Annotated in this window: 22 protein-coding genes and 2 pseudogenes; 14 read left to right on the top strand and 10 right to left on the bottom strand. The window is 65.1% G+C overall.

Annotation, left to right across the window (positions count from 1 at the left end; translation table 11 throughout):
- Together F7R02_RS01750 and F7R02_RS01745 are read right to left on the bottom strand one after the other, a co-directional pair.
- On the bottom strand, positions 1 to 187 hold a 187-nt coding region (locus F7R02_RS01750; RefSeq protein ID WP_151210039.1), incomplete at its 3' end, for a transposase.
- Positions 188 to 295: 108 nt separating this feature from the next.
- On the bottom strand, positions 296 to 1,294 hold the full coding sequence (locus F7R02_RS01745; RefSeq protein WP_003488167.1) for a polyprenyl synthetase family protein: 999 nt from the start codon (positions 1,292 to 1,294) through the stop codon (positions 296 to 298).
- A 273-nt stretch (positions 1,295 to 1,567) separates the two neighbouring features.
- On the opposite strand from F7R02_RS01745, the gene F7R02_RS01740 reads away from it, so the two are divergent.
- Positions 1,568 to 2,104 carry a single-stranded DNA-binding protein gene (locus tag F7R02_RS01740; RefSeq protein WP_003488165.1) on the top strand — a complete coding sequence of 179 codons (537 nt, stop codon included), beginning with the start codon at positions 1,568 to 1,570 and terminating at the stop codon, positions 2,102 to 2,104.
- 285 nt (positions 2,105 to 2,389) lie between these two features.
- On the opposite strand, the pseudogene F7R02_RS01735 reads toward F7R02_RS01740, so the two are convergent.
- Positions 2,390 to 3,938 (bottom strand): annotated as a pseudogene (locus F7R02_RS01735) (sensor domain-containing diguanylate cyclase).
- Between the two features lie 224 nt (positions 3,939 to 4,162).
- Between F7R02_RS01735 and F7R02_RS01730 the strand changes: the two are divergent.
- The 8 genes from F7R02_RS01730 (at position 4,163) to F7R02_RS01685 (ending at position 13,710) form a co-directional block, all read left to right on the top strand.
- Positions 4,163 to 5,170, top strand: coding sequence for a zinc-dependent alcohol dehydrogenase family protein (locus F7R02_RS01730; protein ID WP_078591124.1), 1,008 nt, complete (start codon positions 4,163 to 4,165; stop codon positions 5,168 to 5,170).
- A gap of 415 nt (positions 5,171 to 5,585) precedes the next feature.
- Positions 5,586 to 6,245, top strand: coding sequence for an aldehyde dehydrogenase iron-sulfur subunit PaoA (paoA, locus tag F7R02_RS01725; RefSeq protein ID WP_256359398.1), 660 nt, complete (start codon positions 5,586 to 5,588; stop codon positions 6,243 to 6,245).
- Positions 6,242 to 7,192 (top strand): FAD binding domain-containing protein, encoded by a 951-nt coding sequence (locus tag F7R02_RS01720; protein ID WP_078591125.1) that lies wholly within the window; start codon positions 6,242 to 6,244, stop codon positions 7,190 to 7,192. Before paoA ends, F7R02_RS01720 begins: the two co-directional genes overlap by 4 nt.
- A 1-nt stretch (position 7,193) precedes the next feature.
- Positions 7,194 to 9,401 carry an aldehyde oxidoreductase molybdenum-binding subunit PaoC gene (gene paoC / locus F7R02_RS01715; RefSeq protein ID WP_003488152.1) on the top strand — a complete coding sequence of 736 codons (2,208 nt, stop codon included), beginning with the start codon at positions 7,194 to 7,196 and terminating at the stop codon, positions 9,399 to 9,401.
- Entirely contained in the window at positions 9,398 to 10,399 is a 1,002-nt protein-coding gene (locus tag F7R02_RS01710) for an XdhC family protein (RefSeq protein ID WP_078591126.1), read from the top strand. Before paoC ends, F7R02_RS01710 begins: the two co-directional genes overlap by 4 nt.
- Before the next feature lie 408 nt (positions 10,400 to 10,807).
- Positions 10,808 to 11,416 carry a nucleotidyltransferase family protein gene (locus tag F7R02_RS01705; protein WP_078591127.1) on the top strand — a complete coding sequence of 203 codons (609 nt, stop codon included), beginning with the start codon at positions 10,808 to 10,810 and terminating at the stop codon, positions 11,414 to 11,416.
- A gap of 660 nt (positions 11,417 to 12,076) precedes the next feature.
- Positions 12,077 to 12,292 carry a hypothetical protein gene (locus F7R02_RS01695; RefSeq protein ID WP_003488147.1) on the top strand — a complete coding sequence of 72 codons (216 nt, stop codon included), beginning with the start codon at positions 12,077 to 12,079 and terminating at the stop codon, positions 12,290 to 12,292.
- A gap of 167 nt (positions 12,293 to 12,459) precedes the next feature.
- Complete coding sequence (locus F7R02_RS01685) at positions 12,460 to 13,710, top strand: DUF819 family protein (protein WP_078591128.1); 1,251 nt, start codon at positions 12,460 to 12,462, stop codon at positions 13,708 to 13,710.
- Positions 13,711 to 14,046: 336 nt separating this feature from the next.
- On the opposite strand, the gene F7R02_RS01680 is transcribed toward F7R02_RS01685, so the two are convergent.
- Positions 14,047 to 15,234, bottom strand: a complete 1,188-nt coding sequence (locus F7R02_RS01680; protein WP_078591129.1) for a Tle-like phospholipase domain-containing protein — start codon at positions 15,232 to 15,234, stop codon at positions 14,047 to 14,049.
- Positions 15,235 to 15,270: 36 nt separating this feature from the next.
- Positions 15,271 to 16,080 carry an ankyrin repeat domain-containing protein gene (locus F7R02_RS01675; protein WP_172397285.1) on the bottom strand — a complete coding sequence of 270 codons (810 nt, stop codon included), beginning with the start codon at positions 16,078 to 16,080 and terminating at the stop codon, positions 15,271 to 15,273.
- Between the two features lie 203 nt (positions 16,081 to 16,283).
- Here F7R02_RS01675 and F7R02_RS01670 point away from each other — a divergent pair, with 203 nt between their 5' ends.
- Positions 16,284 to 16,988, top strand: a complete 705-nt coding sequence (locus tag F7R02_RS01670) for an HAD family hydrolase (RefSeq protein ID WP_167520945.1) — start codon at positions 16,284 to 16,286, stop codon at positions 16,986 to 16,988.
- A gap of 835 nt (positions 16,989 to 17,823) precedes the next feature.
- Here the strand turns inward: F7R02_RS01670 and F7R02_RS01660 are convergent.
- Entirely contained in the window at positions 17,824 to 18,048 is a 225-nt protein-coding gene (locus F7R02_RS01660) for a YbdD/YjiX family protein (RefSeq protein ID WP_016849455.1), read from the bottom strand.
- Positions 18,048 to 20,120 carry a carbon starvation CstA family protein gene (locus F7R02_RS01655; protein WP_033484605.1) on the bottom strand — a complete coding sequence of 691 codons (2,073 nt, stop codon included), beginning with the start codon at positions 20,118 to 20,120 and terminating at the stop codon, positions 18,048 to 18,050. The genes F7R02_RS01660 and F7R02_RS01655 overlap by 1 nt, the downstream gene beginning before the upstream one ends.
- Positions 20,121 to 20,350: 230 nt before the next feature.
- Here F7R02_RS01655 and F7R02_RS01650 point away from each other — a divergent pair, with 230 nt between their 5' ends.
- A complete protein-coding gene (locus tag F7R02_RS01650; RefSeq protein WP_003488129.1) occupies positions 20,351 to 21,208 on the top strand; it encodes a pirin family protein in 858 nt (285 codons plus the stop codon).
- Between the two features lie 31 nt (positions 21,209 to 21,239).
- Positions 21,240 to 21,674: an OsmC family protein gene (locus F7R02_RS01645; protein ID WP_078591132.1), complete on the top strand. Its 435-nt coding sequence runs from the start codon at positions 21,240 to 21,242 to the stop codon at positions 21,672 to 21,674.
- Positions 21,675 to 22,081: 407 nt separating this feature from the next.
- On the opposite strand, the gene F7R02_RS01640 is transcribed toward F7R02_RS01645, so the two are convergent.
- Together F7R02_RS01640 and F7R02_RS01635 are read right to left on the bottom strand one after the other, a co-directional pair.
- Positions 22,082 to 22,543, bottom strand: coding sequence for a hypothetical protein (locus tag F7R02_RS01640; protein ID WP_003488124.1), 462 nt, complete (start codon positions 22,541 to 22,543; stop codon positions 22,082 to 22,084).
- Between the two features lie 247 nt (positions 22,544 to 22,790).
- Positions 22,791 to 23,681 carry a pirin family protein gene (locus F7R02_RS01635; RefSeq protein WP_029829751.1) on the bottom strand — a complete coding sequence of 297 codons (891 nt, stop codon included), beginning with the start codon at positions 23,679 to 23,681 and terminating at the stop codon, positions 22,791 to 22,793.
- A 710-nt stretch (positions 23,682 to 24,391) separates the two neighbouring features.
- Between F7R02_RS01635 and F7R02_RS01630 the strand changes: the two are divergent.
- Positions 24,392 to 24,771, top strand: a pseudogene (locus tag F7R02_RS01630) (hypothetical protein).
- A 70-nt stretch (positions 24,772 to 24,841) separates the two neighbouring features.
- On the opposite strand, the gene nfi reads toward F7R02_RS01630, so the two are convergent.
- Entirely contained in the window at positions 24,842 to 25,555 is a 714-nt protein-coding gene (gene nfi / locus F7R02_RS01625; protein ID WP_078591133.1) for a deoxyribonuclease V, read from the bottom strand.
- 103 nt (positions 25,556 to 25,658) lie between these two features.
- Here nfi and gpmA point away from each other — a divergent pair, with 103 nt between their 5' ends.
- Entirely contained in the window at positions 25,659 to 26,408 is a 750-nt protein-coding gene (gene gpmA / locus F7R02_RS01620; protein WP_078591134.1) for a 2,3-diphosphoglycerate-dependent phosphoglycerate mutase, read from the top strand.
- Positions 26,409 to 26,422: the final 14 nt, after the last annotated feature.

The following is a 26,422-nucleotide window of genomic DNA, read 5'->3' as shown; positions in this document are numbered from 1 at the left end:
AACGGTTCATGCGTGTGTAGACCGTATGCCAGTTGCCAAAGCGCTTGGGTAGGCCGCGCCATTTGCAGCCATGCTCGGCAACGTAAAGGATGGCGTTGACCACTTGCAGGTTGGTCATGCTGACATTGCCGCGCTGCGCCGGCAGGCAGTGTTCGATCAGAGAAAATTGTGCTGGCGTGATCTCCATGCCCAATAGTTTAATCGCTCGGGCCATTAGTGTTAACAGGCCCTAGCCGCCCTTGCGAATCCTCAATCTCAAATCCTCAATCCCATCCGGCGCGCAGGGCGCTCCGGATCAGTGGGTACGCTCGACCGCGTAGCGCGCCAGGCCGCGCAGCGCCGCTACGGCAGCGCTGTGCGGCAGGGTTTCCAGAGCCTGTTCGGCGGCGGCGGCGTATTCGGCCGCGCGTTGACGGCTGTAGTCCAACCCGCCGGTGGCACGGATGGCGGCCAGCACTTCCGGCATCGCCGCCGCATCGCCTTGCTCGACGATCTGTCGCAGGCGCTCACGGGTGGTCGCATCCGAGTGCGCCATCGCGTGGATCAGCGGCAGGGTGGCCTTGCCCTCGGCAAGATCGTCGCCCAGGTTCTTGCCCAGGTCCGCGGCCTCGGCGGCGTAGTCGAGTACGTCGTCGGCGATCTGGAAGGCGAAGCCCAGCTGCATGCCGTAGTCGTACAGCTGCTGCTGCACCTGCGCGCTTGCGCCGGAGGCAAGCGCACCCAGACGCGTGCCGGCGGCGAACAGCACCGCGGTCTTGCGCTCGATCACGCGCAGGTACGCCGCTTCGTCGGTGTCGGGGTTATGCACATGCAACAGCTGAAGCACTTCGCCTTCGGCGATGCGGTTGGTGGTGTCGGCCAGGATCTGCATGACTTCCATGCGATCCAGTTCGACCATCAGCTGGAAGCTGCGCGAATACAGGAAGTCGCCCACCAATACGCTGGGCGCATTGCCCCATAGCGCGTTGGCGGTGCTGCGCCCGCGGCGCAGGTCCGATTCGTCCACCACGTCGTCGTGCAGCAGCGTGGAGGTATGGATGAATTCGATGATTGCCGCCAGTTGGTGGTGCTCCGGGCCGGAGCCGCCAGCGGCATGGCCGGCCAGCATCACCAGCATCGGGCGCAGGCGTTTGCCGCCGGCGGAGATGATGTGATCGGCGATCTGGTTGATCAGCACGACGTCCGAGGCCAGACGGCGGCGGATCAGTGCGTCGACCGCGGCCATGTCGGGCGCGGCGAGGGACTGGATCTGGGGCAGGCCCAGCACGGTGGGGAGGTCTTCGGCGATGGTCATGCGCAGGCGTTCGTGATGTGGGCCGATTATAGGTGCCCCGGCCGGATCCGTCCCGCCGGGCACAACCGGCGTCTTCACATTTGCGGCTTCACGTGGTCGCGTCAAAGCCGCAAGGCCTGTACGGGCTGGATTTCCGACCCTTGGCAGGGCGCTTGCCCGGCAGCGCCGCGCGGCAACCTGCCAGGACCGCCGAGCGGCAGGTGCGGTAACATTGCCGCACAGACATTCATCGTTGCGCGCTCCCGGCGCCAGCGCATCATCTCGGAAGCACCTATGGCCCGCGGCATCAACAAAGTCATCCTCGTCGGCAACCTCGGCAACGATCCCGACACCAAGTACACCCAGGCCGGCATGGCAATCACGCGCGTGAGCCTGGCCACTACCAGCATGCGCAAGGACCGCGACGGCAATAACCAGGAACGTACCGAGTGGCACCGCGTGGTGTTCTTCGGAAAGCTGGGCGAAATCGCCGGCGAGTACCTGCGCAAGGGCTCGCAGGTGTATGTCGAAGGCGAACTGCGCTACGACAAGTACACCGGCCAGGACGGCGTTGAAAAGTACAGCACCGACATCGTCGCCAACGAGATGCAGATGCTCGGCGGCCGTGGCGAAGGCGGCGGTGGTGGGATGGGCAGCGATCGCCCGCAGCGTTCGGCGCCGCGTCAGCAGGGCGGCGGTGGCGGGCAGGGTGGTGGCGGATATGGCGGCGGTGGCGGTGGTCAGGACTACGCGCCGCGTCGTCAGCAGCCGGCCCAGCAGCAGTCGGCGCCGCCAATGGACGATTTCGCAGACGACGATATCCCGTTTTGAGGACTGCCCGTCGTTGTGTCATCCACGAGGGCCCGCATTGCGCGGGCCTTCTGCGTTATGGCAATGACGCCCGGACATTGGCCGGTTTTGGCAGAATGGTGGCAGAGCCTCGCGGGCGTTATGCGTGCTCGGAGGCAGGCACGCCGTGCGTGCAGCGCCTATTGCAGGCTTACGCGCAACGCACGCAGCGTGGGCGCGCCGTCCATGCGTTGCTCAAGCTCGCAACGTCCAGCTCGCAGCAGCAGCGTGATCTCTACGGCAGGCCGTTAGCGCCCCTCGGCAGGTCTAGGCAGACGTGCGATTGCGTCCCTTCTGCTTGGCGCGATACAGCGCCGAATCGGCGTCGTGCACGATGGCGTTGGGGCTCAGCGGCGCTTCGCCCGGTTCGAAGGTGGCTGCGCCGATGCTGACGGTGACGTGCGCGCTGGTGGGGCTGGACAGGTGCATCAGGCCCAGCTCGGCGACCGCATTGCGCACGGCGTCGGCCAGGCGCAGCGCGCCGGCGGCATCGGTATGCGGCAGGATCATGCCGCATACCGATGCCGCCGGCGCGCGCGGCGAGGTCTTCGCTGCGGCGCGAGCAGCCGGCAATGGCGCCTGCGATCAAACGCAGGCAGGCATCGCCGTTCACGTGGCCATAGGTGTCGTTGTAGAGCTTGAAGTGATCGACATCGATCATCAGCACCGACAATGGCGCCTCCAGGCGAACCGCGTCCTGCAACGCACGCGATAGCCGGTGGTCGAAGGCGCGCCGGTTGGCGATGCCGGTCAATGCGTCTACCCAGGCTTCGGTACTCAGCTTGGCTTCGTTGCGGTGCATGCGGCGCAGTTGCAGGTCCAGCCAGATCCCCACGCCTAGCAGCAGGGTGCAGCCCAGCGCGGCCACCACGATGCGCTGGCGCGCGGTTTCCCGCCAGTTCGCCAACGCATCGTCCACTGAAAAGCCGGTCAGCACGGTTAGCGGATAGGGGCGCGCCGGTGCGAAGCTGGAGATACGCTCAACGCGGTCGATCGGCGAGCGATAGGTGGCGGTGCCGTGCTTGCGTGCGCGCATGGTCACGTAGATCGACGTCCCCGCGATCGAGGTGCCGATCACGCCCTGTTTGTCGGGCCGGCGCACCATCACGATGCCATCGTCGTTGGTCATGCCGATGGTGCCGTGCGGGCCGACCTCGAAGGTGCTGTAGTAGTTCTGGAAATACTTCAGCTGCAGGGTGACCAGCACCACGCCGGCGAACTCGCCGCTGGGGGCGTCGAGGCGGCGGCTCAATGTCAGCACCCAGGAGCCGTCCGAACGGCTTTGCACAGGCGGGCCGACCAGCGACAAGGCGTCGCGATGGTCGCGGTGGTATTTGAAATAGGCGCGGTCGGCGTTGTTGTGCGTCCTGGGGGTGCTGTCCAGCGACGAGCTCACCCAACTGCCGTCCGCGGCATAGATGAAAATGCCATGCAGGCGATCGGAGCGGCGCGCTTCGTGCACCAGGAACTCATGCATCGCAGAACGCGCGGCACTGGAGCCTTGGTCGTGTTCGACCCGCGACACCAGCCCGGACAGCACTGCGTCGGCGATGGACAGGGTGTCGCTGGCATGCTGCGCCAGCGAATTGGCCAGGTTCAACGACTGCGCCTGGGCGCTGCGCAGCGCGGTCGCGCGCTCTTCGTGGATGGACCAATATTCCGAACCGAGCAGTAGCATCCAAGACGCAGTCAGCACGAAATGCAGCGCGATGCGCTGAGCACGTTGGCGCCGCCGCTTGGTTGTTGACGTCACTGTGGCTACCTGTCTGGATACCAGGGCGATGCAACCGCCGTGCCACCCTACGCGTCGCGGCATGCATTCCTAGGCGCGTCGACACGTGCAATGACAGATCTGTGATTGATGCCTCACGTTACACGCAACAGCCCGCTTGATCGCGTCGCGACGCGCAATGGCTGCCGCAGCAGCGCTCGCTGAACCACCTCAACGCGCACGGCGACAGATATCAGAGCCAGCTCGACGGCGGCTGCATAACGGGCAGCATGCTATGCCGAGCACTGAATCACGCTCAGGAGTTCTCCATGCAAGCCATTCGTCTTCGCCATCCGGCCGCCATCGCATCGCTGCAGTCGGTTGCATTGCCCGATCCGGGGCAGCCTGCACGCGGTCAGATCCGCGTGCGCCTGCATGCCAGTTCGCTCAATTTTCATGATCTGGGCGTGGTGCTCGGGCAGATGCCAACCGCAGACGGGCGTATTCCGATGTCCGATGGCGCAGGCGTGGTGGAAGCGGTCGGGCCGGAGGTTGACGAGTTCGCAGTGGGCGATCACGTGGTGTCCACCTTCTTCCCGCAGTGGCTGGACGGCGAGCCGTTGCACGCCGGTTTTGCCACCACTCCAGGCGACGGCGTCGATGGCTATGCGCGCTCGGCGGTCGTCGCCGATGCATGGACATTCACCCACGCACCCCGTGGTTACAGCCACGCCGAGGCTGCGACGCTGACCACCGCCGGCGTGACCGCGTGGCGTGCACTGGCAGTCAACGGCGGGCTCAAGGCCGGCGACAGCGTGCTGGTACTGGGCACCGGTGGCGTGTCGATCTTTGCGCTGCAATTGGCCAAAGCGACGGGCGCGCGCGTGATCGCCACGTCCTCATCCGACGAGAAACTGGAGAAGGTGCGAGCGCTCGGTGCCGACCACGTCATCAACTATCGACAGCATCCCGAATGGTCGGCGCATGTGCTGGACATCACCGAAGGACGTGGGGTGGACCATGTGGTCGAGGTCGGTGGGCCGGGCACGCTGACGCAGTCGATCCGTGCAGCGCGCGTGGGTGGGCATATCGCCTTGATCGGCGTATTGACCGGTGCCGGAGGGCCGGTTCCGACTGCCGAAATGATGGGGCGCCAGCAACGCCTGCAGGGATTGGTCGTCGGCAGCCGCAAGCATCAACAGGACCTGGTGCGCGCACTCGACAGCTTGCCGCTGCGACCGGTGATCGATCGCAGCTTCGCGCTGGATGAGATCGGTGAAGCCTTCGCGCTGCAGAAGTCCGGTGGCCACCTCGGCAAGATCGCGCTGGAGTTCTGATCCAGCCCGCGGCACCGAGCGTCGGTGATGCTCCGCACCGCCGACGCGCGAATTCACTATTTCGACGTGTGCAAAGGCCGCCGCCTGCATGACGTTGCTGGCAAGCGCAACCAATACTCCTCGGGTTTCTTCGCTTCCTTCACTGCGGCCAACCCACGTGCTGCACGCGCAACATTCAAGAAACTGTTCGGCCGGCCCGTCCGACTCCAACGTCATCGGCGCATGGGTTAGTTACTCGCAGTGATGAGCGTCTTTCATAGGCGCATGCAGCCACCAGCGCTAATGCGGACAAAAGCGGGAACTAGAATCGGGCAATGCACTGCGTCACGCCCGCAGTCGCCGCTGCGCACTCACGCGCTTGTGACCGGCAGCGCTGCACATTGATTGAGAACTGTAAAAGCCAGCATTGTTGGAGATGCCAGCCATGAGAGACATCAAGATGACCCGTCGCGAGGTACTGATCGCGGGGACGGCATCCGCAGCCAGCGTTGCCGCAACCCAATCGATGGCCGCCACCGCCGCCACTGCGATGTCGCAGCGGCCCGCAAGCGAGCCCGCCAATGCATCCAGCCAGGTCGGCTTCGAGGTGAACGGCAAACCGGTCACGCTGACGCTGGATAACCGCACCACCTTGCTGGATGCACTGCGCGAACATCTGCATCTCACCGGCACCAAGAAGGGCTGCGATCACGGCCAGTGCGGCGCATGTACGGTCATCGTCGACGGGCAACGCATGAACGCGTGCCTATCGCTGGCAGTGATGCACGAGGGCGCCAAGGTCACCACCATCGAAGGGCTGGGCACGCCGGACAAGCTGCACCCCATGCAGGCGGCGTTCGTCAAGCACGATGGCTACCAATGCGGCTATTGCACGCCCGGGCAGATCTGTTCGGCAGTGGCCGTGCTCGACGAGGTGAAGCGCGGGATCCCCAGCCATGTCACCGAAGACCTCACCGGCAAGACCAGACTCACCACGCCGGAATTGCAGGAGCGCATGAGTGGCAATATCTGCCGTTGCGGTGCGTACTCCAACATCGTCGAAGCCATCAACGATGTTGCCGGAGGGCGCGCATGAAAGCCTTTAGTTACGAACGGGCCAGCTCGCCAGCCGATGCCGCGGCCAAGGCCGCGCGCCAGCCCGGTGCCAAGTTCATCGCAGGCGGGACCAACCTGCTCGATCTGATGAAGCTGCAGATCGAAACACCGTCGCACCTGATCGATGTCAACGGCCTGAGCCTGGATATCATCGACGCCACGCCTGAGGGCGGCCTGCGCATCGGCGCATTGGTGCGCAACACCGATCTGGCGGCCGACCAGCGCGTGCGCCGCGATTACGCCGTGTTGTCGCGCGCATTGCTGGCCGGTGCCTCGGGACAACTGCGCAACCGTGCGACCACGGCAGGCAACCTGCTGCAACGGACGCGTTGTCCCTATTTCTACGACACCAACCAGCCCTGCAACAAGCGACTGCCCGGCAGCGGCTGCGCGGCCATCGGCGGCTATAACCGTCAACTGGCAGTGGTTGGTGCCAGCGAGGCGTGCATCGCCACCCATCCCAGCGATATGGCCATTGCCATGCGCCTGCTCGATGCAGTTGTGGAAACGGTGCGCCCGGATGGCCAGACACGCGCCGTGGCCTTGTCCGAGTTCTACCGTGCACCGGGAACCACGCCGCATCTGGAAACCGTGCTGGAGCGCGGCGAATTGATCACCGCCGTCACCTTGCCCAAGCCGCTCGGTGGCACGCATGTGTACCGCAAGGTGCGCGACCGTGCCTCGTATGCTTTCGCCCTGGTGTCGGTGGCTGCCGTCGTCCAGCGCGATGGCAGTGCACGCGTCGCAGTCGGCGGCGTCGCGCACAAGCCATGGCGCAGCGAAGCCGCCGAAGCCAGATCGAAGGAGGGTGCCCGCGCCATTGCGTCCGTGCTGCTCGACGGCGCACGGCCCACCGAACACAACGCATTCAAGGTGCCGCTGGTTGAGCGCACCCTGACCGCGATCTTGGCCGACACGAGGGCCTGATATGAAATTCGACACTCCCGCCGGCACCAATCCCATCGATCAGCTTACTGTCGTCGGCAAGCCCGTCGACCGTATCGACGGGCCACTCAAGACCACCGGGCAGGCGCCGTATGCCTACGAACATCATGACTTGCCGGGCCAAGCCGCTTACGGGCATGTGGTGGGCGCAGGCATCGCCAAGGGCACCATCCGCAGTATCGATCTGAGTGCGGCACGCAAGGCGCCAGGCGTGCTGGGCATCGTGACTGCGCAAAACGCCGGCAAGCTGCAAAAGGGCAAGTTCAACACCGCCAAGCTCTTGGGCGGTCCCGAGATCGCGCATTACCACCAGGCCATTGCAGTGGTGGTGGCGGAAACCTTCGAGCAGGCGCGTGCGGCCGGCCAGTTGATCAAGGTCGATTACGGCCGTCACGTGGGCGCCTACGACCTGGAAAAGGCCCGCGCCGGCGCCACGGTGACCAAGAAGGGCGACGCGCCCAATAGCAACGTCGGCAACTTCGACGCTGCCTTCGCGACGGCGCCAGTGCAACTGGATGCCGAATACAGCACACCCGATCATTCGCACGCGATGATGGAGCCGCACGCTTCCATCGCGATGTGGGATGGCGACAAGCTCAGCGTGTGGACCTCCAATCAGATGATCAACTGGGGAGCCGGCGATCTGGCCAGGACGCTGGGCATCCCGCGCGAGAACGTGCGGATCATGTCGCCGTACGTCGGCGGCGGTTTCGGCGGCAAGCTGTTCCTGCGTGCCGATGCAGTGCTGGCATCGCTGGCCGCGCGTCAGGTCGGACGGCCGGTCAAGGTGATGTTGCCGCGGCCGCTGATCGCCAATAACACCACCCACCGCCCGGCCACGCTGCAACGCATCCGGCTTGGGGCCGGGCGCGACGGCAAGCTCACGGCGATCGCGCATGAAAGCTGGTCGGGCGACTTGCCCGACGGCAGCCCGGAAATCGCCGCCGCGCAGACGCAATTACTCTACGCCGGTGCTAACCGCCTGATCACGACGCGTCTGGCCGTGCTCGATCTGCCCGAAGGCAACGCCATGCGCGCGCCGGGCGAGGCACCAGGATTGATGGCGTTGGAAATCGCCATGGACGAGATGGCCGAAAAGCTCGACATGGACCCGGTCAAGTTCCGCATCGTCAACGACACCCAGGTGGACCCGGAAAACCCGCAGCGACCGTTCTCGCAGCGTCAGCTGGTCACGTGCCTGGAAGATGGCGCAAGGCGATTCGGGTGGTCCAAGCGCAAGGCCAAGCCGGCCAGTACGCGCGATGGTCGTTGGCTGGTCGGCATGGGCGTTGCGGCGGCATTTCGCAACGCGCCGGTCATGACCTCCGGCGCACGCATGCGGCTGGAGCAGGGCGGGCGCGTGGTGGTGGAAACCGACATGACCGATATCGGGACCGGCTCCTACACCATCATTGCGCAGACCGCTGCGGAAATGCTGGGCGTCCCACTCAACTGGGTCGATGTGCGCCTGGGCGATTCGAGCTTTCCGGCCTCTGCAGGCTCCGGCGGGCAGTGGGGCGCGAACAGTTCTACCGCAGGCGTCTATGCAGCCGCAGTCAAATTGCGCGAAGCGGTGGCCAAGCAACTGGGCCTGGATCCGGCCAGTGCCGAGTTTGCCGATGGCTATGTGCGTGCCGGCGGCAAGCGCGTTGCGCTCGGCGATGCCGCGGCCAATGGCGCGCTGGTGGTGGAAGACAAGATCGAATTCGGCGACCTCAGCAAAACGCACCAGCTCTCCACGTTCGGCGCGCATTTCGTCGAAGTGGGCGTGGATATCGCAACCGCCGAAGTGCGCATCCGGCGCATGCTTGCCGTGTGCGCCGCGGGGCGCATCCTCAATCCCAAATCCGCACGCAGCCAGGTCATCGGCGGCATGACCATGGGCGCCGGCGCGGCACTGATGGAAGAGCTGGCAGTGGACAAACGCCTGGGCTTTTTCGTCAACCACGACCTGGCCGGCTATGAAGTGCCGGTGCATGCGGATATCCCGCATCAGGAGGTGGTGTTCCTGGAAGAAAGCGACCCGCTGTCGTCGCCGATGAAGGCCAAGGGCGTGGGCGAGCTGGGTATCTGCGGCGTGGCAGCGGCGATCGCCAATGCGGTCTACAACGCAACCGGCGTGCGTGTGCGCGACTACCCGGTCACCCTCGACAAACTGCTGCCGCACCTGCCCGAGATGCTGCGCGCGTGAGCGCGCTCGTTGCCCCCGTCACGCATGCGCCGCCGGCGTGGCCGGCATGGCCGGGCTACGCGTTGCTCGACGATTTGCTGCCAACGCTGAGCGCATGGCAGCGCGCCGGGCAGCGCGTGGCGATGGCGACCTTGATCGATGTGCAAGGCTCCTCACCTCGCCCGTTGGGGAGCGAGATGGCCATCAGCGCCGACGGGCGCGTGGCAGGCTATGTCTCAGGCGGCTGCGTCGAAGCGGCGGTGGCGCATGAAGCCATGGCAGCGCTGCGCGATGGTCAGCCGCGCTGGCTGGACTATGGCGAAGGCAGCCAAATGCTGGACATCCAGCTCAGCTGCGGGGGGCGCATCGGCGTGCTGGTGTGGCCGGTGCCGGATCTGGGCGAGCACCTCGCGCGTTGGCGTAACGCGCGCCAGCATCGGCGCGCATTTCATGTGGCCTTGGATCGTGCCTCCGGCACGGTGCGTTACCTGGCACATGCACAGGACGCGCGTGCGGGCGAATTCGTGCGCACCCATCGTCCGCCGCTACGGCTGGTGCTGGTTGGCGCCGACCCGTCGCTACTGGCGCTGGTGTCGTTGGCCAGCCAGATGGGCATCGAAGTGCGCGTGTTGCGGCCGCATGGTCCGGGGGAACCGCCGCCGGGATTGGCGCCCGAGCACTACGACCGACGTGCGCTGGGCGATGCACTGCGGGATCTGCATCTGGATGCCGATAGCGCACTGTACAGCCTGGCCCACGATGCCGAGATCGACCTACAGGTTGCGCGGCGCGGCTTGGCGTCTCCCGTCGCCTGCATCGGCATCCTCGGCAGCCGGCAAAAGCGCGAAGGTCGTCTACAGGCGCTGCGTGCGCTGGGGTATGGCGACACCTCGCTCGCGCGTCTGCGTTTGCCGGCGGGCTGGCGCATGGGACGCTCCTCGCCGCATACCATCGCGCTCGGCGTCATCGCCGAAGCCACGCAGGCGGTGGCAGATGTGCAGGCCGTTACCGCAAGCTGATAAATCGCTAGCTGCTTCTGCCGCGTGCGTCAGTCATCAAGGCGCCTTGCAGCCGGTCGAGTGAAACACGGCTGCTTCCGAACACTATCGTCGCTGGCCTGCGACAGCACGCCGCAGTCTGCATCACCATTGGCAGGCCTTCGCCAATGTACGGACAGCGCACGCAAAGGTTGGTCACCTTGCACGCACAGCTGGCGCTCTAGGCTGCAGCGGTCTTCCATTCAAGCAGTACGTCGCCATGACCCCTGTTCCAGATCCCCACGTCGACGTATCGCGTAACGCTGTTCGCCTTAGCTTCTTCGCCACCAACCATTCCGCACGTGGTGACTACGCCGGAACGCGCCACGCTCCCACCGTCTCGCAACCAGCACCGCACGCGGCTGCCGCCATGCCAGCAGCGTGCGGCACATGAGTGGCGATCACGCGGCGCTGGTGCTGGGCGCCGGAGCAGGGCGCCGGCTTGGCCGCTCGAAGCAACTGCTGATGCGCGATGGCGAGCCGTTGCTGCGCCGCGCCGCACGCATTGCATTACTGACTGCGCCACGCCGCTGCGTGGTCGTGCTGGGTGCCGACGCCGATACGTTGAGCGAGGTGTTGCAGGATCTGGATATCGAAATACTCCGGCATCCCGATTGGTCCGAGGGCATGGGCTCTAGCCTGGCCGCGTTGCGTCGGCATGTGCAGGGCGACCCGGCATTGCGACGCAGCCTGATCCTGGGGTGCGATCAGCCTGCGCTGGAGGCCCCGCATTTGCGCTCCCTGCTGGAAGAAGCCGATCGCGCCGTCTCCGGATGCGCCACCAGTGGCTACAGCGGCGTGCGCGGCATTCCCGCGGTGGTCACGCATGCGGCTTGGGCGGATGTGCCATTGCAGGCCGATAGCGGCCTGCGCGGCCTGTTCGCCAGCCTGGATATGCAGAGCCTGGGGTGCGTCAGCGCCCCGGCGTTGGCGCTGGATATCGACACGCCGGCCGATCTGGCCACCGCGCAGCAGCGCGGCTGGGTCGATGCGGAGTGAGACGCCATGACGGGTATGCGCGCAAATCCCTGGCAGCCTGACACCATAGCGCGGCGGCCGCACCGTAAGCGGCAGGCATGGTCACTGCACGCACGCTGGCGTCATCGGTGTCGATCACCGACACCGGTCCAGGCGCGTTACCTATCCTTTGCAGCCCGCCAAGCGACATGCCGGGCCGACGCGTTCAACCGTGCCGCAGCCTTACGACCACAACACAACCGCTTCCCTGATCACCAACACATAGCCAATCACCATGGCGGTCTTGATCGAGAACTGGAATTTCCTCAGCAGATGCATGCAACCCCTCCCCAGAGGCCGTCTTCAAGAGCGACTGATCACCCACTGCGCATCGTCCACGCTCGTCTGACGATGACTGATGACGCGGCGTTCACCGGCCCTGACCGAATGTAGCGTTGGACGTGATATGTGTCACGTAAGAATTTTCCTACCGCCCTGCCAGTGTCAGCCCGACGGCATTGGCATGCATAAAAGAACATCCTGGCTATGCCGGACGCGGGGCCATTGGCTACTCTCCCGCGGCCCCTTGAGTAAGGGCACGCCGGCATACCGGACGAGAGAAGGCGTTCCCATTCCTCGCGCACTGCGGGCCTATGCCCCGTGCGCCTCGCTCGACCGCTATGCGCACTGGCCGGAGGCCTGATGGACGAGTCTCGTTATGTCGTACGCATCCATCCCGCACAGGGCGGCTGGTGGGTGACCCGCCCGCACTGGTCGCCGTTGCGGTATCTGCGCGAGCAGGGCGCCCTGGACTTTGCCGAATTGATGGCAAAGCTGCACTGCCTGACCACCGGCCAGCCCAGCGGCGTGGTGGTCAACACCGGCGGCGGCGATCGGGTGGTGCGGCGCTACGGCTGAGGCCGTAAGGAACGCGGCTGTTTGCTGCAGTACGTCATTGCCGACAGTGGCGGCTGTGCGCCGCTGTGCCGGGTTTGCGCAGACGTCCGGGTCGGCTAGATTCGAGGCATCGGCCACCTTGGTCCGGTCCGCGCTCTGGCGGCTACTTTCCTGGATATCCGCCTGTCGTGAATGCTGCCGGTGCTGCGCTGATTCAAAACGATATTGTCGTGTTCGGCCTGATCGCCGCCACCCTGGGCGCGGTGTTCTGGACAGCCGCGCGCGAACAAGGGTTCTGGCGGCGTTTCTACGCGTTGGTGCCGGCCTTGTTGCTGTGTTATTTGCTGCCAGGCATCTACAACACGGCCGGTTTGATCGACGGTGCCGGCACACGGTTGTACGACCCGATCGCCCGTGACGTGCTGCTGCCTGCCGCGTTGATCCTGCTGACCCTGAGCATCGACCTGCGCGCGATCCTGCGGCTCGGCCCCAAGCTGGTCGCGATGTATCTGGCCGCATCGCTGAGCATCATGCTGGGTGCGGTGGTGGCGTTCTGGGTGATGCGCTGGCTGCATCCGGCCACCGTGGCCGGCGATACCTGGGCCGGCATGGCAGCGCTGGCGGGCAGCTGGATCGGCGGCGGCGCCAACATGCTGGCGATGCGCGAAGTGTTCGATGTGGACGCAACCACGTTCGGGCAGTTCGCGGTGGTCGATGTCGGCGTGGGCTATGTGTGGATGGCGGCGCTGATCTTCCTGGCCGGCCGCGCGCGCAAGATCGATGCACGCAGCGGTGCCGACACCCGGGCGCTGGATGCCTTGCGCGAGCGCATGGCGCGCTTCCAGGCTGAGCATGCGCGTATTCCCAGCTTGGCCGACCTGATGGTGATCGTGGCGGTGGCGTTCGGCGGTGTCGGCCTTGCGCATGCCCTGGCCAATCCTCTCGCCGCGTGGTGCAAGGCGCAGTTGCATTGGGCCAGCCAGTTCAGCCTGGACACGCCGTTCGTGTGGGTGGTGGTGCTGGCGACCAGCCTGGGCCTGCTGCTGAGCTTCACCCGCGCACGCACGCTGGAGGGCGCAGGCGCGTCCAAAATCGGCACCTTGCTGCTGTATTTCCTGATCGCCTGCATCGGCATGCAGATGGACCTGCTGGCGCTGCTGGACCGGCCATGGTTGTTGCTGCTTGGCCTGATCTGGATTGCCGTGCACATTGCCGTGTTATGGGGTTTTGGCCGGTTGTTGCGGGTGCCGTTCTTCTACTTTGCGATCGGCTCGCAATCCAATATCGGCGGCCCAGCCTCCGCGCCGGTGGTTGCCTCGGCGTTTCACCCGGCACTGGCGCCGGTGGGTGTGTTGCTGGGCACGATGGGCTACGCCACCGGCACCTATCTGGCATATCTGGTCGGCATCACTTTGCGGGCGATGGCGGGCGCTGGATAACGCGCGCCGCGATCCGCAGCGCCACGATTAAGCGACTGGGTGCGGTATCGCGCTGCCGTGCAATCGCCAGCGCGGCTGGGCGATGTTGGGCGATGCTCGGCGTTGCGCTATGTACCGCGCCAGGCACGCCGCTTCTGCGCACCGTTCGCGATCGGCTGACGACTCCTATGACACGGTGTCAGTGACGTCGCGCCATGGTTCAAATGCGCGCGCCATTCCCGAAACACCGTCCGCTACGCGGCGCCGGCAGCGATCATGCGCAAGCCTTGACGCGCTGTCGCCGGCCGCGTGCGTTGACAAAGAGTGGCCCGCGGCAGTGCGCGGGCCACCGGAGCCTTACTGTTGAATCACCCGACGCTGCTCTTGCTGCTGTTGCGGCGGCTGCTGGGTGTGTTGCTGATTGTGCTGTTGCAACTGGCTGACGTTGGTCTGGGCCGGCTCGTTGGCTGCGGACGCCGTCTGCACATGGCTGCGCAGATGGGCCGGGTCGTCCATGCGGCCCTGCACCGCGATTAGGCTGTCGCCATCACGGTTGGGCACCAGGTGATCGATGCGCTGCAGGCCATCGTTGCCTGCACGCGCGGCCACGCTGGCGGCGGTATTGAGAAACGCGGTGTCGTCGCGCAGCCCCAGGCGGTCGCGTTGTCCATCCAGTTTTACTACCGCGTCGTTGAACAGCTGGCTGCCGGGCTGCAATGCGTTGCCGCGCGCCTGGCCCTGCAACTGCATGTCCTGCGCCTTCATCACCGAATCGATGCCGTGCAGATCCAGCCGATGCTTGAGCATCATGCCCGGCACCAGGCGCTGGCCGAAGGACAACGGGTCCGGCTCCGGCAGTTCGATCTGATGACCGGACGCATTGGGCATGGCCCATTTGAGCGGGATGCTGTCTTCCTGCAGATGGGTCAGGATTTCGTTCTTGACGTGGTAGCCGCGGATCAATTCGCTATTGGCGTAATCCTTGGCCGCCGATGCATCCAGACCTTGGCGCTCCAGCGTGCGGTCGTTGACGCCGGCAGCGTTATAGGTCACCGCCGGAATGTCGTTGACCATTGCCGACGCCGCGGCCAGGCCGCCACCCAGCGAATGCCCGCTGATCACCACCTGGTCGCCGAACGCCTGTTTGGCCTGGCTGCCGAGCTGGATCGCCGAAGCGTATTGCGCATCGTCCAAGCCCAGGCCCTGGCCGATGTTGTGCTTCCAGTCCTTGCCTTCGTCGGTGCCGCAGAAGCCCAGCACCACCTGCCCCTGATCATTGCGATAGAACGCGGCATCGAAGCCGCTCTTGGCGTCGTGCAGCAGGGCAGGGTCGATGCCTGCCTGCTGCAGCGCGCGGTCGTCCATGCGCGACCAGCCGTTGGGCAAGGCGGCAAAGGTTTCGGCGCCACCTTCGCGTCGTTGGGCGGCGGTGGCGTAGAGGTCTTGCAGCATCGCGGGGAACTGGCGGTCCTCCGGGTGCGGTTGTTGCCCGCGCATCGATTCTGCGAACGGGGTGGAAGAAGAAGAGGATTCTGACGGGCTCATGCGCGGCTCCTTGCGTTCGTCATGCGAAAAGCGCGCTTAGCGGCTGCTTTCCACGGGAATGTTGTGGGCGTTCAACCACGCGCGTACGTCCGACCTGACCTGCTGGCCGCTGGCGTTGAGCAGGCGGTCCGGCGTGGTGAAGAAATACGCCTGGAAGGTCTTCTGCTGGGCATTACGCACGGTGGGATCGACACCGGCCTTGAGCAGGGCGAGCACTGCAGGGCTGGCTGCGCCACTTTGCGCTGCAAGGTGCAGCAGGCTGTTGCCGGTGTGGTCGACGCGCTGTACATCTGCACCGGCCTTGATCAGCAAATCGATCTGAGCATCGCGCTTGCTCTGCACCGCGCGAAACAGCGGCGTCCAGCCCGCCCGCGCGCTGACGACATCGATCGGCGCCTTGTGCTGCAACAGGATCTGCAGATACTGCGGGTCTTGCGCCATGGCGGCCATGTGCACGACCGTCTCCTGATCCATGCCGGGGAGCGATGGGTCTGCGCCTGCATCGAGCAATGCGGCCAGCGCGCGCGGTTGTTCGTTCCAGATTGCCCATTCGAGCAAGGTGACGTTTTGATCGCCATGCGCGGCGAGATCGACAGTGGGGGCGAGTGCCTTGATCCGGGCCACATCACCGTGCGCAATGGCCTGGGCGATGTCGGTCAGGGCGGGGTCGCGGAAGGCGACGGTGTGGTCCTGCAGCGTAGCTGACATGGTGGTTTGCTCCTTGGCACCGGGCGAGGCGGTGCATGAGACCGCGAAAAACGAGGTCGCAAGAACGAGCAGGGCGGGGAATCGCGGTTGCATCGAAATCTCCTTCTCCTGATCGCATTCCTGATGACGCTGCAGCAAGTCCCGCTGCAGCGTGGCAGATCCTAGCAGCTGGAAAAATCGCTTGCGGTAAGATTTCGTGACATGGCTTTTTGTGACATGACGGTACGGCGGGCCGCATGCTCGGGGCCGCCTGTCTTGATGGTGCGCATGCTGCAAGCGGCGAAGTGTCCATCGCCACAGCCTGCTGCCCCACAGCCGACGGTCACACCCGGGCCGGCATAATGGCGCTTTGTGAGCAGATGGGTGCAATGGCGTACGAGCTACTGATCAGTGACTGTGATGGCGTTCTTGTCGACAGCGAGATACTGGCCGACCGGGTAATGCGTGAGGCGCTGGCGTCTTTCGTGCCAAGCGAGCCGCTGGAACAGCTGCTGGAAACCACCTTCGGGCAGACCACGCGCGAGGTGCTGCGGCGGGTGGAGGAGCGCTTTGCATTGCATTTGCCAGAGACCCTGCTCGCGCAGATCCAGGCGCGTAGCGAGGCCTTGATCCAATCGCAGGTGCGGCCGATCGCAGGCGCACGCGAGGCGTTGGAGCAGATTCCACTGCCGTTGGCGGTGGCCTCCAATAGCCGGCGCCACAATGTGATTGCCTCGGTGGAACGGGCAGGGCTCACCGCACGCGCGGCGGGACGTATTTTCAGCGCCGACATGGTGGAGCGGCCCAAGCCGGCACCGGACGTGTATCTGCTGGCGGCACGCACCGCCGGAGTCGCGCCGCAGCGTTGTGTGGTCATCGAAGACAGCCCCACCGGTGCGACCGCGGCCGTGACGGCCGGCATGCAGGTGCTGGGGTTTACCGGTGCAAGCCACATTCCACCGGGGCATGGCGATACCTTGCGCCGCATCGGTGTGCTTGAGGTGTTCGACAATATGCGTGATTTGCCTGCGTTGTTTGCGCTGCTGGCGCAAAAGCGCGCTGGGTAAGGCGATAGCTTGGTGAGTGGAGTGTGCGGGGTACTCAGCGCTTGCGCGACACATAGTGGATCCGTCCATGGACGTTCTTGCGTGTCATTCATGCAACCAAGGGCGCTGCAGAAGCGCGCAGAGCCATAACTCAGCTGTGGATCTGCTGCACTGTCCGATCATGTCAAGTAACAGTGATTCGAATCATGGTCCGGTTCAGATGCAGTCGAAAGCTCGGCTAGTCGAGTGCGCGGTGCCCTCACCGCTCGCAGGACACGCCGTGAACCCGTCCCTGGGGCTCGATGGCGGCATCCATGCCGCCAACGGTCCCGCAATCGGTGAGGACACCGCACCAGCGAATTGGCTGACAGCTAACGAAAAGCAGTTCACTGCGACGAACAAATGCTGCATGGCCCGATTGGGCTGCTGAGGATCTATTGGCCACGACATCCGATAAGCGCGGCGACAGACATCGCCCGACTTAACACGCAATCTCGTTGATTGATCGTGCGATGCGCTGCTTGCGCCAAGGATACCGACCAACTCGACTGGTCCTTGCCCGCCCACAGGCGCGGGACCTTACGCGGCATGGATGCCGCGTAAGCGCCTCCATGGATGGATTCACGGCGTGTCCCGCGCTGGTGGGCGGGCAAGGGCCCTGCAGCAAGACCTCAGATCAGCCGCTGTGTAACCGATCTATCGCAGTGCTTCAGCACGCCAAGAAACGCTTTTATCAATAGCGCCTAGCCCGCCCAGTTGCCTTCGGCCACATCAACGCAACAGGGCGCGATTCGCATCGCGCCCTGTTGCGTTTCTACCTCTTGATCAATCGATCACCCATCAATCAATCAGCCATTCAACAACACCGAAACCCACTCTTGCCGCCATAGCGCGCATCCTGGCGCTCGCGGAAGAAGGCGGGGTAGTCCATCACCGGTTTGTCGGGATGTTTTTCCAGCATGTGGCGCACGTAGTTGTCGTAGTCGGGAATGCCGCAGCACAGCCGCGCGGTCTGGATCAGGCGCCGCCAGATGCGGCGATGCGCCTGATAGTGACCGGCCAGGACGAGTTGCGTGCCCATTACAGGTCTGCCATTTGATGCGGCTGCAACGCCACATACGGGGTTTCGCGGTCAGTGCGCTGCGGGTTGCGGCGTGCCGCCACGATCGTCTTGATCGAATAGATCAGGATCGAGCCGACCACGAACAGGAACAGTACGGTCAGCCCGGTGTTGACGTAGGCATTGGTGACGATCTGCTGCATCTGCGGCACCGTCTTGGCCGGCGCAGTGATGGTGTTGCTGGCGATGGCCGCCTGGAACTTGTGGGCCTGTGCCAGGAAGCCCTGCGCCGGGTTGCTGTCGAAGATCTTGATCAGCCCCGCATAGGTGGTGCACAGCAACAGCCACAGCGCCGGCACGATGGTGACCCACGCGTAGCGGTCGCGCTTCATCTTGAACAGCACCACCGTGCCCAGCATCAACGCGATCCCGGCCAGCATCTGGTTGGAGATGCCGAACAACGGCCACAAGGTCTGGATGCCGCCGAACGGATCGATCACGCCGGTGTAGAGCAGATAGCCCCACAGCGCCACGCAGCCGGCGGTGGCGATGATATTGGCGGTCCACGACTCGGTCTTCTTCAACGCCGGGATGAAGTTGCCCAGCAGGTCCTGCAGCATGAAGCGGCCGGCGCGCGTGCCGGCGTCCACCGCGGTCAGGATGAACAGTGCTTCGAACAGGATGGCGAAGTGATACCAGAACGCCATGGTGTCTTCGCCCGGCAGCAACTGGTGCAGGATCTGCGCGATGCCCACCGCCAGCGTAGGTGCCCCGCCGGCGCGCGCCAGGATGCTGTGCTCGCCGATATCGCGTGCCGTGGCCTCGAGCACCTGCGGTGTGATCGAAAAGCCCCACTCGCTGATCTTGGCAGCGACTGCGACAGTGTCGGTGCCGACCAGCGAGGCAGGGCTGTTCATGGCGAAGTAGATGCCCGGCTCGATGATCGACGCGGCCACCAGCGCCATGATCGCCACGAACGATTCCATCAGCATGCCGCCATAGCCGATGTAGCGCATGTGGCCTTCATTGGCGAGCAGCTTGGGCGTCGTGCCGGAAGCGATCAACGCATGGAAGCCGGAGACCGCGCCGCAGGCAATGGTGATGAACAGGAACGGGAAGATGCCGCCCTTCCAGACCGGGCCATCGCCGGTGGAGGCGAATTGCGTGAGCGCCGGCATTTTCAGGTCCGGCATGACAACCAGGATGCCGATCGCCAGCGCCAGGATGGTACCGATCTTGAGGAAGGTGGACAGGTAGTCGCGCGGTGCCAACAGCAGCCACACCGGCAGCACCGATGCGACGAAGCCGTAGCCGATCAGCATCCAGGTGATCTGCTTGGCAGTGAAGGTGAAGGCCGGGCCCCAGGTCGGGTCCGCCGCCACCTTGCCGCCCAGCCAGATCGCGCCCAGCAGCAGGATCAACCCCACCACCGAGATCTCGCCGATCTTGCCGACGCGGATGTAGCGCATGTACACGCCCATCATGAGCGCGATGGGCATTGTGGCGATGACGGTGAACATGCCCCACGGGCTTTCCGCCAGCGCCTTGACCACCACCATCGCCAGCACGGCAAGGATGATGATCATGATCAGGAATGCGCCGAACAGGGCGATGGTGCCGGGCACCTGGCCCATCTCCTCGCGCACCAGGTCGCCTAGCGAGCGGCCGTTGCGACGGCTGGACAGGAACAGCACCACGAAGTCCTGCACCGCACCGGCGAACACCACGCCGACCACCAGCCACAGCAGGCCGGGCAGGTAGCCCATCTGCGCGGCAAGTACCGGGCCGACCAGGGGGCCGGCGCCGGCGATGGCAGCAAAGTGGTGGCCGAACAGCACGTGCTTGTTGGTGGGCACGTAATCCAGGCCGTCGTTGTTGGCGACTGCCGGGGTGGCGCGGGTGATGTCCAGCTGCATCACCTTGTCGGCGATGAACAGGCTGTAGAACCGGTAGGCGATCAGGTAGATCGATACCGCCGCCACCACGATCCACAACGCGTTGATGTGCTCGCCACGCCGCAGCGCAACGGTACCCAGGCAGAACGCGGCCAGCAGCGCCAACGCGCCCCAGGCCAGCTTCGAGAACCCTTTCATGCATGCCCCTCAGGAACGATTCGTTCAAGGGTCCACCCACGCCCGGCCGCGGTCAATGCCAGCCGGATGCAAGGGGGTAAAACTTTGGTCGTAGGGTGCTACGGTCACAGATCGGTTAGGGCGCTGCCGCGCTGGTGGCGTTTGGAACGATCGGTTGCAATGGTTGCGGTTGGGCGGCGGCCCGCGCGCACCCATCATTGGCGCTTCGCCACACAGCACAGGGACAAGCGATGAGCACCACGACCACCACAGCAGCGCACGTGCTGCGCACCATTCGCGGCATGCCGACCTCCGACGGGGCCGGGGTCAAGCTGACCCGCGTCATCGGCACGCAGCAGCTGCCGGAGCTGGACCCGTTTCTGATGCTGGACGAATTCGGCACCGACAAGGCCGAAGACTATCTGGCCGGTTTTCCCAGCCACCCGCATCGCGGTTTCGAGACCGTGACCTACATGCTCGACGGGCGCATGCGCCACAAGGACAACCACGGCAACGAAGGCCTGCTGACTCCTGGCAGCGTGCAGTGGATGACCGCCGGGCGCGGGCTGATCCATTCGGAAATGCCGGAGCAGGAATCCGGGCGCATGCGCGGCTTTCAGTTGTGGGTGAACCTGCCGGCGCGCGACAAGATGACCGACCCCAAATATCAGGAGTACGCACCCGACCACATTCCGGTGGCGCATCCGGCACCCGGCGTGACGGTCAAGGTGATTGCCGGTGCGGTGGGCGAGGTGGTCGGGCCGATCGTGCAACCTGCAACGAGCCCGGTGTACCTGGATATCGCGTTGGAACCGAACGTGGAATGGGAATATCAGCTGCCCAGCGGGCATAACGCGTTCGCGTATGCCTTCGAGGGCGCACTGACCGTGGGCGAGAGCGACACCGCGCGCGTGTTGCCGGCGCAGCAGCTAGCCGTGCTGGGCGGTGGGCAGCGCCTGCGCCTGCACGCCGGTGCCGATGGTGCGCAACTGATCCTGGTCGCGGGCCGCCCGCTCAACGAGCCGGTGATGCGGCATGGCCCGTTCGTGATGAACACCAAGCAGGAGCTGATGCAGGCGTTCGTCGATTTCCAGGAAGGGCGGTTTTGAACTGGCTCGCGCCCGACAGCAGGAGCCGGCAATGAGTGACCGGCCCGTCAGCGTGCGCACCGGCGCAGTGCCGTACACGGTCACCATCCACGACGGGCTGCACACCTGGGGCGGCGATACGCAGCTGGCCAATGGTGGCAGCGACGCCGGGCCGGATCCAGAGTCGCAGGTGTTGGGCGCGCTGGGAGCGTGCACTGCCATCACGGTGTCGATGGTGGCCGCGCGCAAGCATTGGCCGCTGACGGCGGTGCACGTGCATCTGCATTACACGCAGCGCGGCGCTGCCGGCACGGCGATCACCCGCGACGTGGTGCTTGACGGGGCACTGGACGACGAGCAACGCGCACGGTTGATGGAAGTGGCCGACAAATGCCCGATCCATCGCCTGCTCACCGGCGAGGTGCGCATCGAGACTCGGTTGCAGGCGGCTGGCGGCGGTGGAGACATGGCGATTCGGCACGACTGACAGACGCTTGCCGGCGGTCTTTGAGTGCGGTGAATGCGAAATCGGAATCGGAACGGGCGATCGGTCCGCGCCGATTCCGGGCATGCGCCGAGGGGAGCCGCTGCTCCAACGTTCGCAACCGTGAGCGTTCTCCCGCGCGTCGCCGCCGCACATGGTGTCCGCCAGAATCAAAACCGTTGAGCTGATGGACGCATCCGGCGCGCCAGGTGCATGTGCACGCCGCTGGTCGTCGCGTCACGCGCGTCGGCGTGACACGCGTGGGGCACAAGCATCGAGCGCGCAATGGTGATCTGCGGCGACACGCTAGCGGCAGGTCTCGTCAGACGAATGTCTGCAGCGCGCCGGGTAGACCCGCGCGCTGCAATGCTGTTGTAGCAGCAGTGCGCAGCGCTGTGACGCGCGCTGCGTCAGCGCTGCAGCGCCAGGCTGGCCGGCTGCAGATCCATGTTCTGCACCATCGCCTGCATCGAGGCGAGTTCTTCGGTGCTGGCGCCATCGATCCACAGCTGCGCGTAGCGCTTCTTGCCCAGTTCGACCACGGTGACGCGGCGCGATTCCGTACCCGGCATGTCGCGGCCGCCCAGATCGAGCTTGTACCAGTAGAAATCTTCCTGCTGGATCTGGCCCTTTTCGGCGCGGCGATCGCGTGCCAACGTCATCGCCGGGTCGCGGGTCGTGAGCATCACTCCCACCACCTGGCGGCCATCGGCAGTCACGGCCTTGCAGACCAGGTAATCGGCACCGGCGAGCTCGTTCCATTGCAGGCCGGAAGCCGGTGGCAATGGCGGGCAGACTGGCGAGGTCTGGGCGTGGGCGGTGGCAGCGGCCAGCAGCAAGCTCAGGCCAACAAGGCAGGATGCAGACTTCATACACGATTCCCCGGCATTGGATGACGATGCGGGCGCGCCGATTTCGTGCCGTTGCAGTGCCTCGAACTCCCCGCTCAAGGACTGCCGTCCACGCAACGCGCTCCGTCTACAAGGCCATCACTACCACAGTTTTGCGAATCAGCTCAAGTGATGTCGCGCATGTGCCTGGCATCGCATGTGCAGCTTGGCACTTCCGTTACGAGACCTGGTGATCGCGCGTGTCAGTCCACCCGCGCAGCGCACGGTTTCAAGGGTAATTAACCGGTTTCGGAGCCGGTGCCTCGGGCAGCGGAATGAACTCCTCGTCGTCGCCGGGAATGCTGCCGAAGCGGCCGGCCTGCCAGTCGTCCTTGGCCTGCTCGATGCGTTCCTTGGAACTGGAAACGAAGTTCCACCATAGATGACGCGGCCCATCCAGCGGCTCGCCGCCAAGCAGCATCGCCTTGAGCGGGGTCTTGGCGCGCAAGCGGCCACGGGCGCCGGGCGAGGGTACGATCAGGTGGCGAGCTGGCACGTCGGCACCATCCAGCTGCGCTTCGCCTTCCAGGATGTACAGGGCGCGCTCGGTGTGCCCGGTGTCCAGATCGAGTTCGGCGTCGGGCGCCAGATCCAGCGCCACATTCAGCGTGCCGCTGAACACCTGCACCGGCGATTCCTCACCGTACGCGCGGCCGGCAATCACGCGCAGCCACACGCCGTCGCGGCGCTGCTGCGGCAAGCTTGCCGCCGCGTGGTGATGGAAGGCTGGCGCGGTTTCTTCGGCCGAGCGCGGCAAGGCGATCCAGGTCTGCATGCCGTGCAAGGCGTGTTCGCGTGCGCGCTCCGGGCCTGGCGTGCGTTCGGAATGGGCGATGCCGCGGCCGGCCGTCATCCAGTTGACGTCGCCTGGGCGGATCACCTGATCCGAGCCCAGCGTGTCGCGGTGGCCGATTTCGCCGGCCCACAGGAACGTGACCGTGGCCAGGCCGATGTGCGGATGTGGGCGTACATCGATGCCGTGATCCGGCTCCAGTACGGCTGGGCCCATGTGGTCGACGAACACGAATGGACCGACGCTGCGCGCCTGCAGGGTGGGCACGGCGCGGCGCACTTCCAGTCCGCCGATGTCATGGACGCGTGGAGCGATCAGGGTGGTCATGCGCGGTCTCGCGGAGTGATGACGTGGGCACGAGCTTGGCATGCGCGATGGCCGAGGCGGGCGCGTGGCGTAAAACGCAGTGTCCGAGTCATGGCGCTTCATGCGCGTCGGGGAATGCGCCATCGGCGCGAGCTGGCACCGCACCGCGAACACCATCCGGGCATGGCATGGCGTAGCAGCGGTTCGTGGCGAGAACGCCCTGGTCCCTTGCAGGCAGATGCGTTGCCAACGTGGACATTGTTGCCAGCGAAGACGACTCATCCAGCGCTGCGGTCCGGGATCAGGCAGGCCGCAACATTGAGGCGTAGGCGCGGGCGCCATTCCCTTCCGCATGTCCAATCGGCAAGGCCGGAGGCGCTTGTGGCCAGCATGGCTGGCCTGATCTTCCACCGCAAGCGGCCGTGTCCAGACCTCGCCGCCGTTGCTGCCGCGAAGCATCGGTTGGCAGGTTCTGGCAGCGGCGAAGTTTCAACACGAGCGAAGTTGCATTGCGGGAAGCGTACCGGCACAACCTAAATGCGTGGTGCCAAGTCACGTGTGTCATCGCGCCATGAATAATGGCGGCCCTTGCACGATCCACGGCTGCCGGATCGGCAACGGTCGCTCGCGGCGCAGAGTCCGCGGTGCGCACCTGGCGGCAAGCCGCTCGCGCTCTAACGTTTTACTCGATGCGTTTGAGATTCTCATTCCCAATCTGAGGAATTACCTTCATGGTCTCATCGATCTCAGGAAAGAAAACCAAATCGCTGCTCTTCTGATAATGGCGGCGTCGGTGCCAGCCCTTGGTACTGCCCAGAGCGTCCAGCATGCCGTCTCCAGCCGCATCATCAGTGTGGCCGCTGGTGTCCGCTCGCTGGCCTTCTCGGCGAATGGAAAGACGGTTGCCTGCTATGCGGTCTATGCCAACAGGAGCGTTGCAGGGCCGACCCTCAACAGTGCGGTCAACTATCAGGTGGTTTCTTCGTCTTCCTCATGCAGGGATCAGCCCTACGCAGTCGGGTATTCCGTGAACTTCCAGCCCCCATCCAACAAGAACATGGTTTTCTTCCGGGTCGACGGTGCCGGTCGCATCGCCATCACTGAAAACTGATTGATCGCCTCAGCGCCGCGTCAGTGCGTCCGCCCGTGCATGCGGCGCCTGACGCGGCTTGAACGTCTGCTCACAGCAGGTGGCCGGAATAGCCTGCCGGCACCGTCACCTCGCCGCGGCGCGAGGCCAGCCGGTCGGCCAGGCGCGTGGGCTCGGGCAGGCGATAGGCGCGCAACGTGCGCAGGGTCCAGTCGAGTGCGCCTTGCATCGACATGCGATGGCCGGGCGAGACGATCAAGGGATTGCAGCGCGGTTTGCTGCGCAGCGCCCAGCCGATCTGCGAGCCGCCCAGCAGGATCGGCGTGTGGTCGCCGCGCTCGGGCCCAGGCTCGGCGAAGCTGCCGGCCAGGCGCTGCTTGGCGATGCCGATGCACGGCAGGCCGGTCACCACGCCGAAGTGCGCCGCGATGCCAAGCTTGCGTGGATGCGCGATGCCCTGGCCATCGATGAACACTAGGTCCGGCGTGCGCGACAGCAGCGCCAGGGCCTGCAGCAATGCCGGCAATTCGCGAAAACTGAGCAGGCCAGGGACATACGGCATCGAGGTCGGCACGCGCGCGATGTGCGTTTCCAGCGGCAGCAACGTCTGCGCATCCAGCAACACGGCGGCCGCGCGGGTGGTCTGGCCATCGTCTTCGAAACCGACATCGAACCCTGCAAGCAACTGCGGCGTGGCGCTCACCGCGTCATCGAGTACCACGCGGCGTGCCAGTTGCCGTTGCAACTGTCGCGCCTGGATCACGCTGCCGTCCCAACCGGCGAAGACGGGGTCGTTGGTCTGCATTGCCAAAGCATCGCGCGCTGCATGTGGCGATCTCGTGCACGCCTGCGATGCACGCGCTGCCGCTACAATCGCACGCTGATCGGCCCCCAATCGGAGAACCGTAGTGACCCGCAAACTCGTACTGCTGCGCCATGGCCAGAGCCAATGGAACCTGGACAACCGTTTCACCGGCTGGGTGGATGTGGAACTCACCGACCAGGGCCGCCAGGAAGCTGTGGTGGCCGGCAGGCTGATGAAGGACGAAAGGCTGCAGTTCGATGTCGCCCACACCTCGGTGCTCAAGCGCGCCATCCACACGCTGCAGGGCGCGTTGACGGAACTCGACCAGGACTGGTTGCCGGTGTCCAAGAGCTGGCGCCTCAACGAGCGCCACTACGGTGGCCTGCAAGGCCTGGACAAGGCCGAAACCGCGGCAAAGCACGGCGAGGAGCAGGTCAAGATCTGGCGCCGTTCCTACGACATCCCGCCGCCGGCGATGGACGTCAACGACCCGGGCCACCCGTGCCACGACCGTCGCTACGCCACGCTGGACCGCAATGCATTGCCAGGCACCGAGTCGCTGGCGACCACGCTGGTGCGCGTGTTGACGTATTGGCACGACGCGATTGCGCCGCAGTTGAAGGCCGGGCAGACCGTGCTGGTGACCGCGCACGGCAATTCGCTGCGCGCGCTCTACAAGTACCTCAACGATGTCTCCAATGAGCAGATCCTGGAGCTCAACATCCCCACCGGCATCCCGTTGCTGTTCGAGCTGGACGACAGCCTGCAGGTGCGCAGCTTCCGTTACCTGGGCGACCCGGAGGCGGCCAAGCGCGCGGCCGAAGCGGTGGCCAATCAGGGCAAGGCGAAGTAATCGCCGCTGGCGCT

This window comes from Xanthomonas cissicola (assembly GCF_008801575.1).
Classification (GTDB): Bacteria; Pseudomonadota; Gammaproteobacteria; order Xanthomonadales; family Xanthomonadaceae; genus Xanthomonas; species Xanthomonas cissicola.
The sequence above is the reverse complement of the archived record's forward strand: the minus strand, read 5'-3'. Positions and strand labels throughout refer to the sequence as shown.

Coding starts and splice junctions, on each gene's coding strand:
- F7R02_RS01740 (WP_003488165.1), top strand. CDS start 1,568: ATGGCCCGCGGCATCAACAAAGTCATCCTCGTCGGCAACCTCGGCAAC.
- paoC (WP_003488152.1), top strand. CDS start 7,194: ATGAAATTCGACACTCCCGCCGGCACCAATCCCATCGATCAGCTTACT.
- F7R02_RS01670 (WP_167520945.1), top strand. CDS start 16,284: ATGGCGCTTTGTGAGCAGATGGGTGCAATGGCGTACGAGCTACTGATC.
- F7R02_RS01680 (WP_078591129.1), bottom strand. CDS start 15,234: ATGAGCCCGTCAGAATCCTCTTCTTCTTCCACCCCGTTCGCAGAATCG.
- F7R02_RS01695 (WP_003488147.1), top strand. CDS start 12,077: ATGGACGAGTCTCGTTATGTCGTACGCATCCATCCCGCACAGGGCGGC.
- F7R02_RS01655 (WP_033484605.1), bottom strand. CDS start 20,120: ATGAAAGGGTTCTCGAAGCTGGCCTGGGGCGCGTTGGCGCTGCTGGCC.
- nfi (WP_078591133.1), bottom strand. CDS start 25,555: ATGCAGACCAACGACCCCGTCTTCGCCGGTTGGGACGGCAGCGTGATC.
- F7R02_RS01645 (WP_078591132.1), top strand. CDS start 21,240: ATGAGTGACCGGCCCGTCAGCGTGCGCACCGGCGCAGTGCCGTACACG.
- F7R02_RS01745 (WP_003488167.1), bottom strand. CDS start 1,294: ATGACCATCGCCGAAGACCTCCCCACCGTGCTGGGCCTGCCCCAGATC.
- F7R02_RS01650 (WP_003488129.1), top strand. CDS start 20,351: ATGAGCACCACGACCACCACAGCAGCGCACGTGCTGCGCACCATTCGC.
- paoA (WP_256359398.1), top strand. CDS start 5,586: ATGCCAGCCATGAGAGACATCAAGATGACCCGTCGCGAGGTACTGATC.
- F7R02_RS01720 (WP_078591125.1), top strand. CDS start 6,242: ATGAAAGCCTTTAGTTACGAACGGGCCAGCTCGCCAGCCGATGCCGCG.
- F7R02_RS01705 (WP_078591127.1), top strand. CDS start 10,808: ATGAGTGGCGATCACGCGGCGCTGGTGCTGGGCGCCGGAGCAGGGCGC.
- F7R02_RS01730 (WP_078591124.1), top strand. CDS start 4,163: ATGCAAGCCATTCGTCTTCGCCATCCGGCCGCCATCGCATCGCTGCAG.
- F7R02_RS01640 (WP_003488124.1), bottom strand. CDS start 22,543: ATGAAGTCTGCATCCTGCCTTGTTGGCCTGAGCTTGCTGCTGGCCGCT.
- F7R02_RS01660 (WP_016849455.1), bottom strand. CDS start 18,048: ATGGGCACGCAACTCGTCCTGGCCGGTCACTATCAGGCGCATCGCCGC.
- F7R02_RS01635 (WP_029829751.1), bottom strand. CDS start 23,681: ATGACCACCCTGATCGCTCCACGCGTCCATGACATCGGCGGACTGGAA.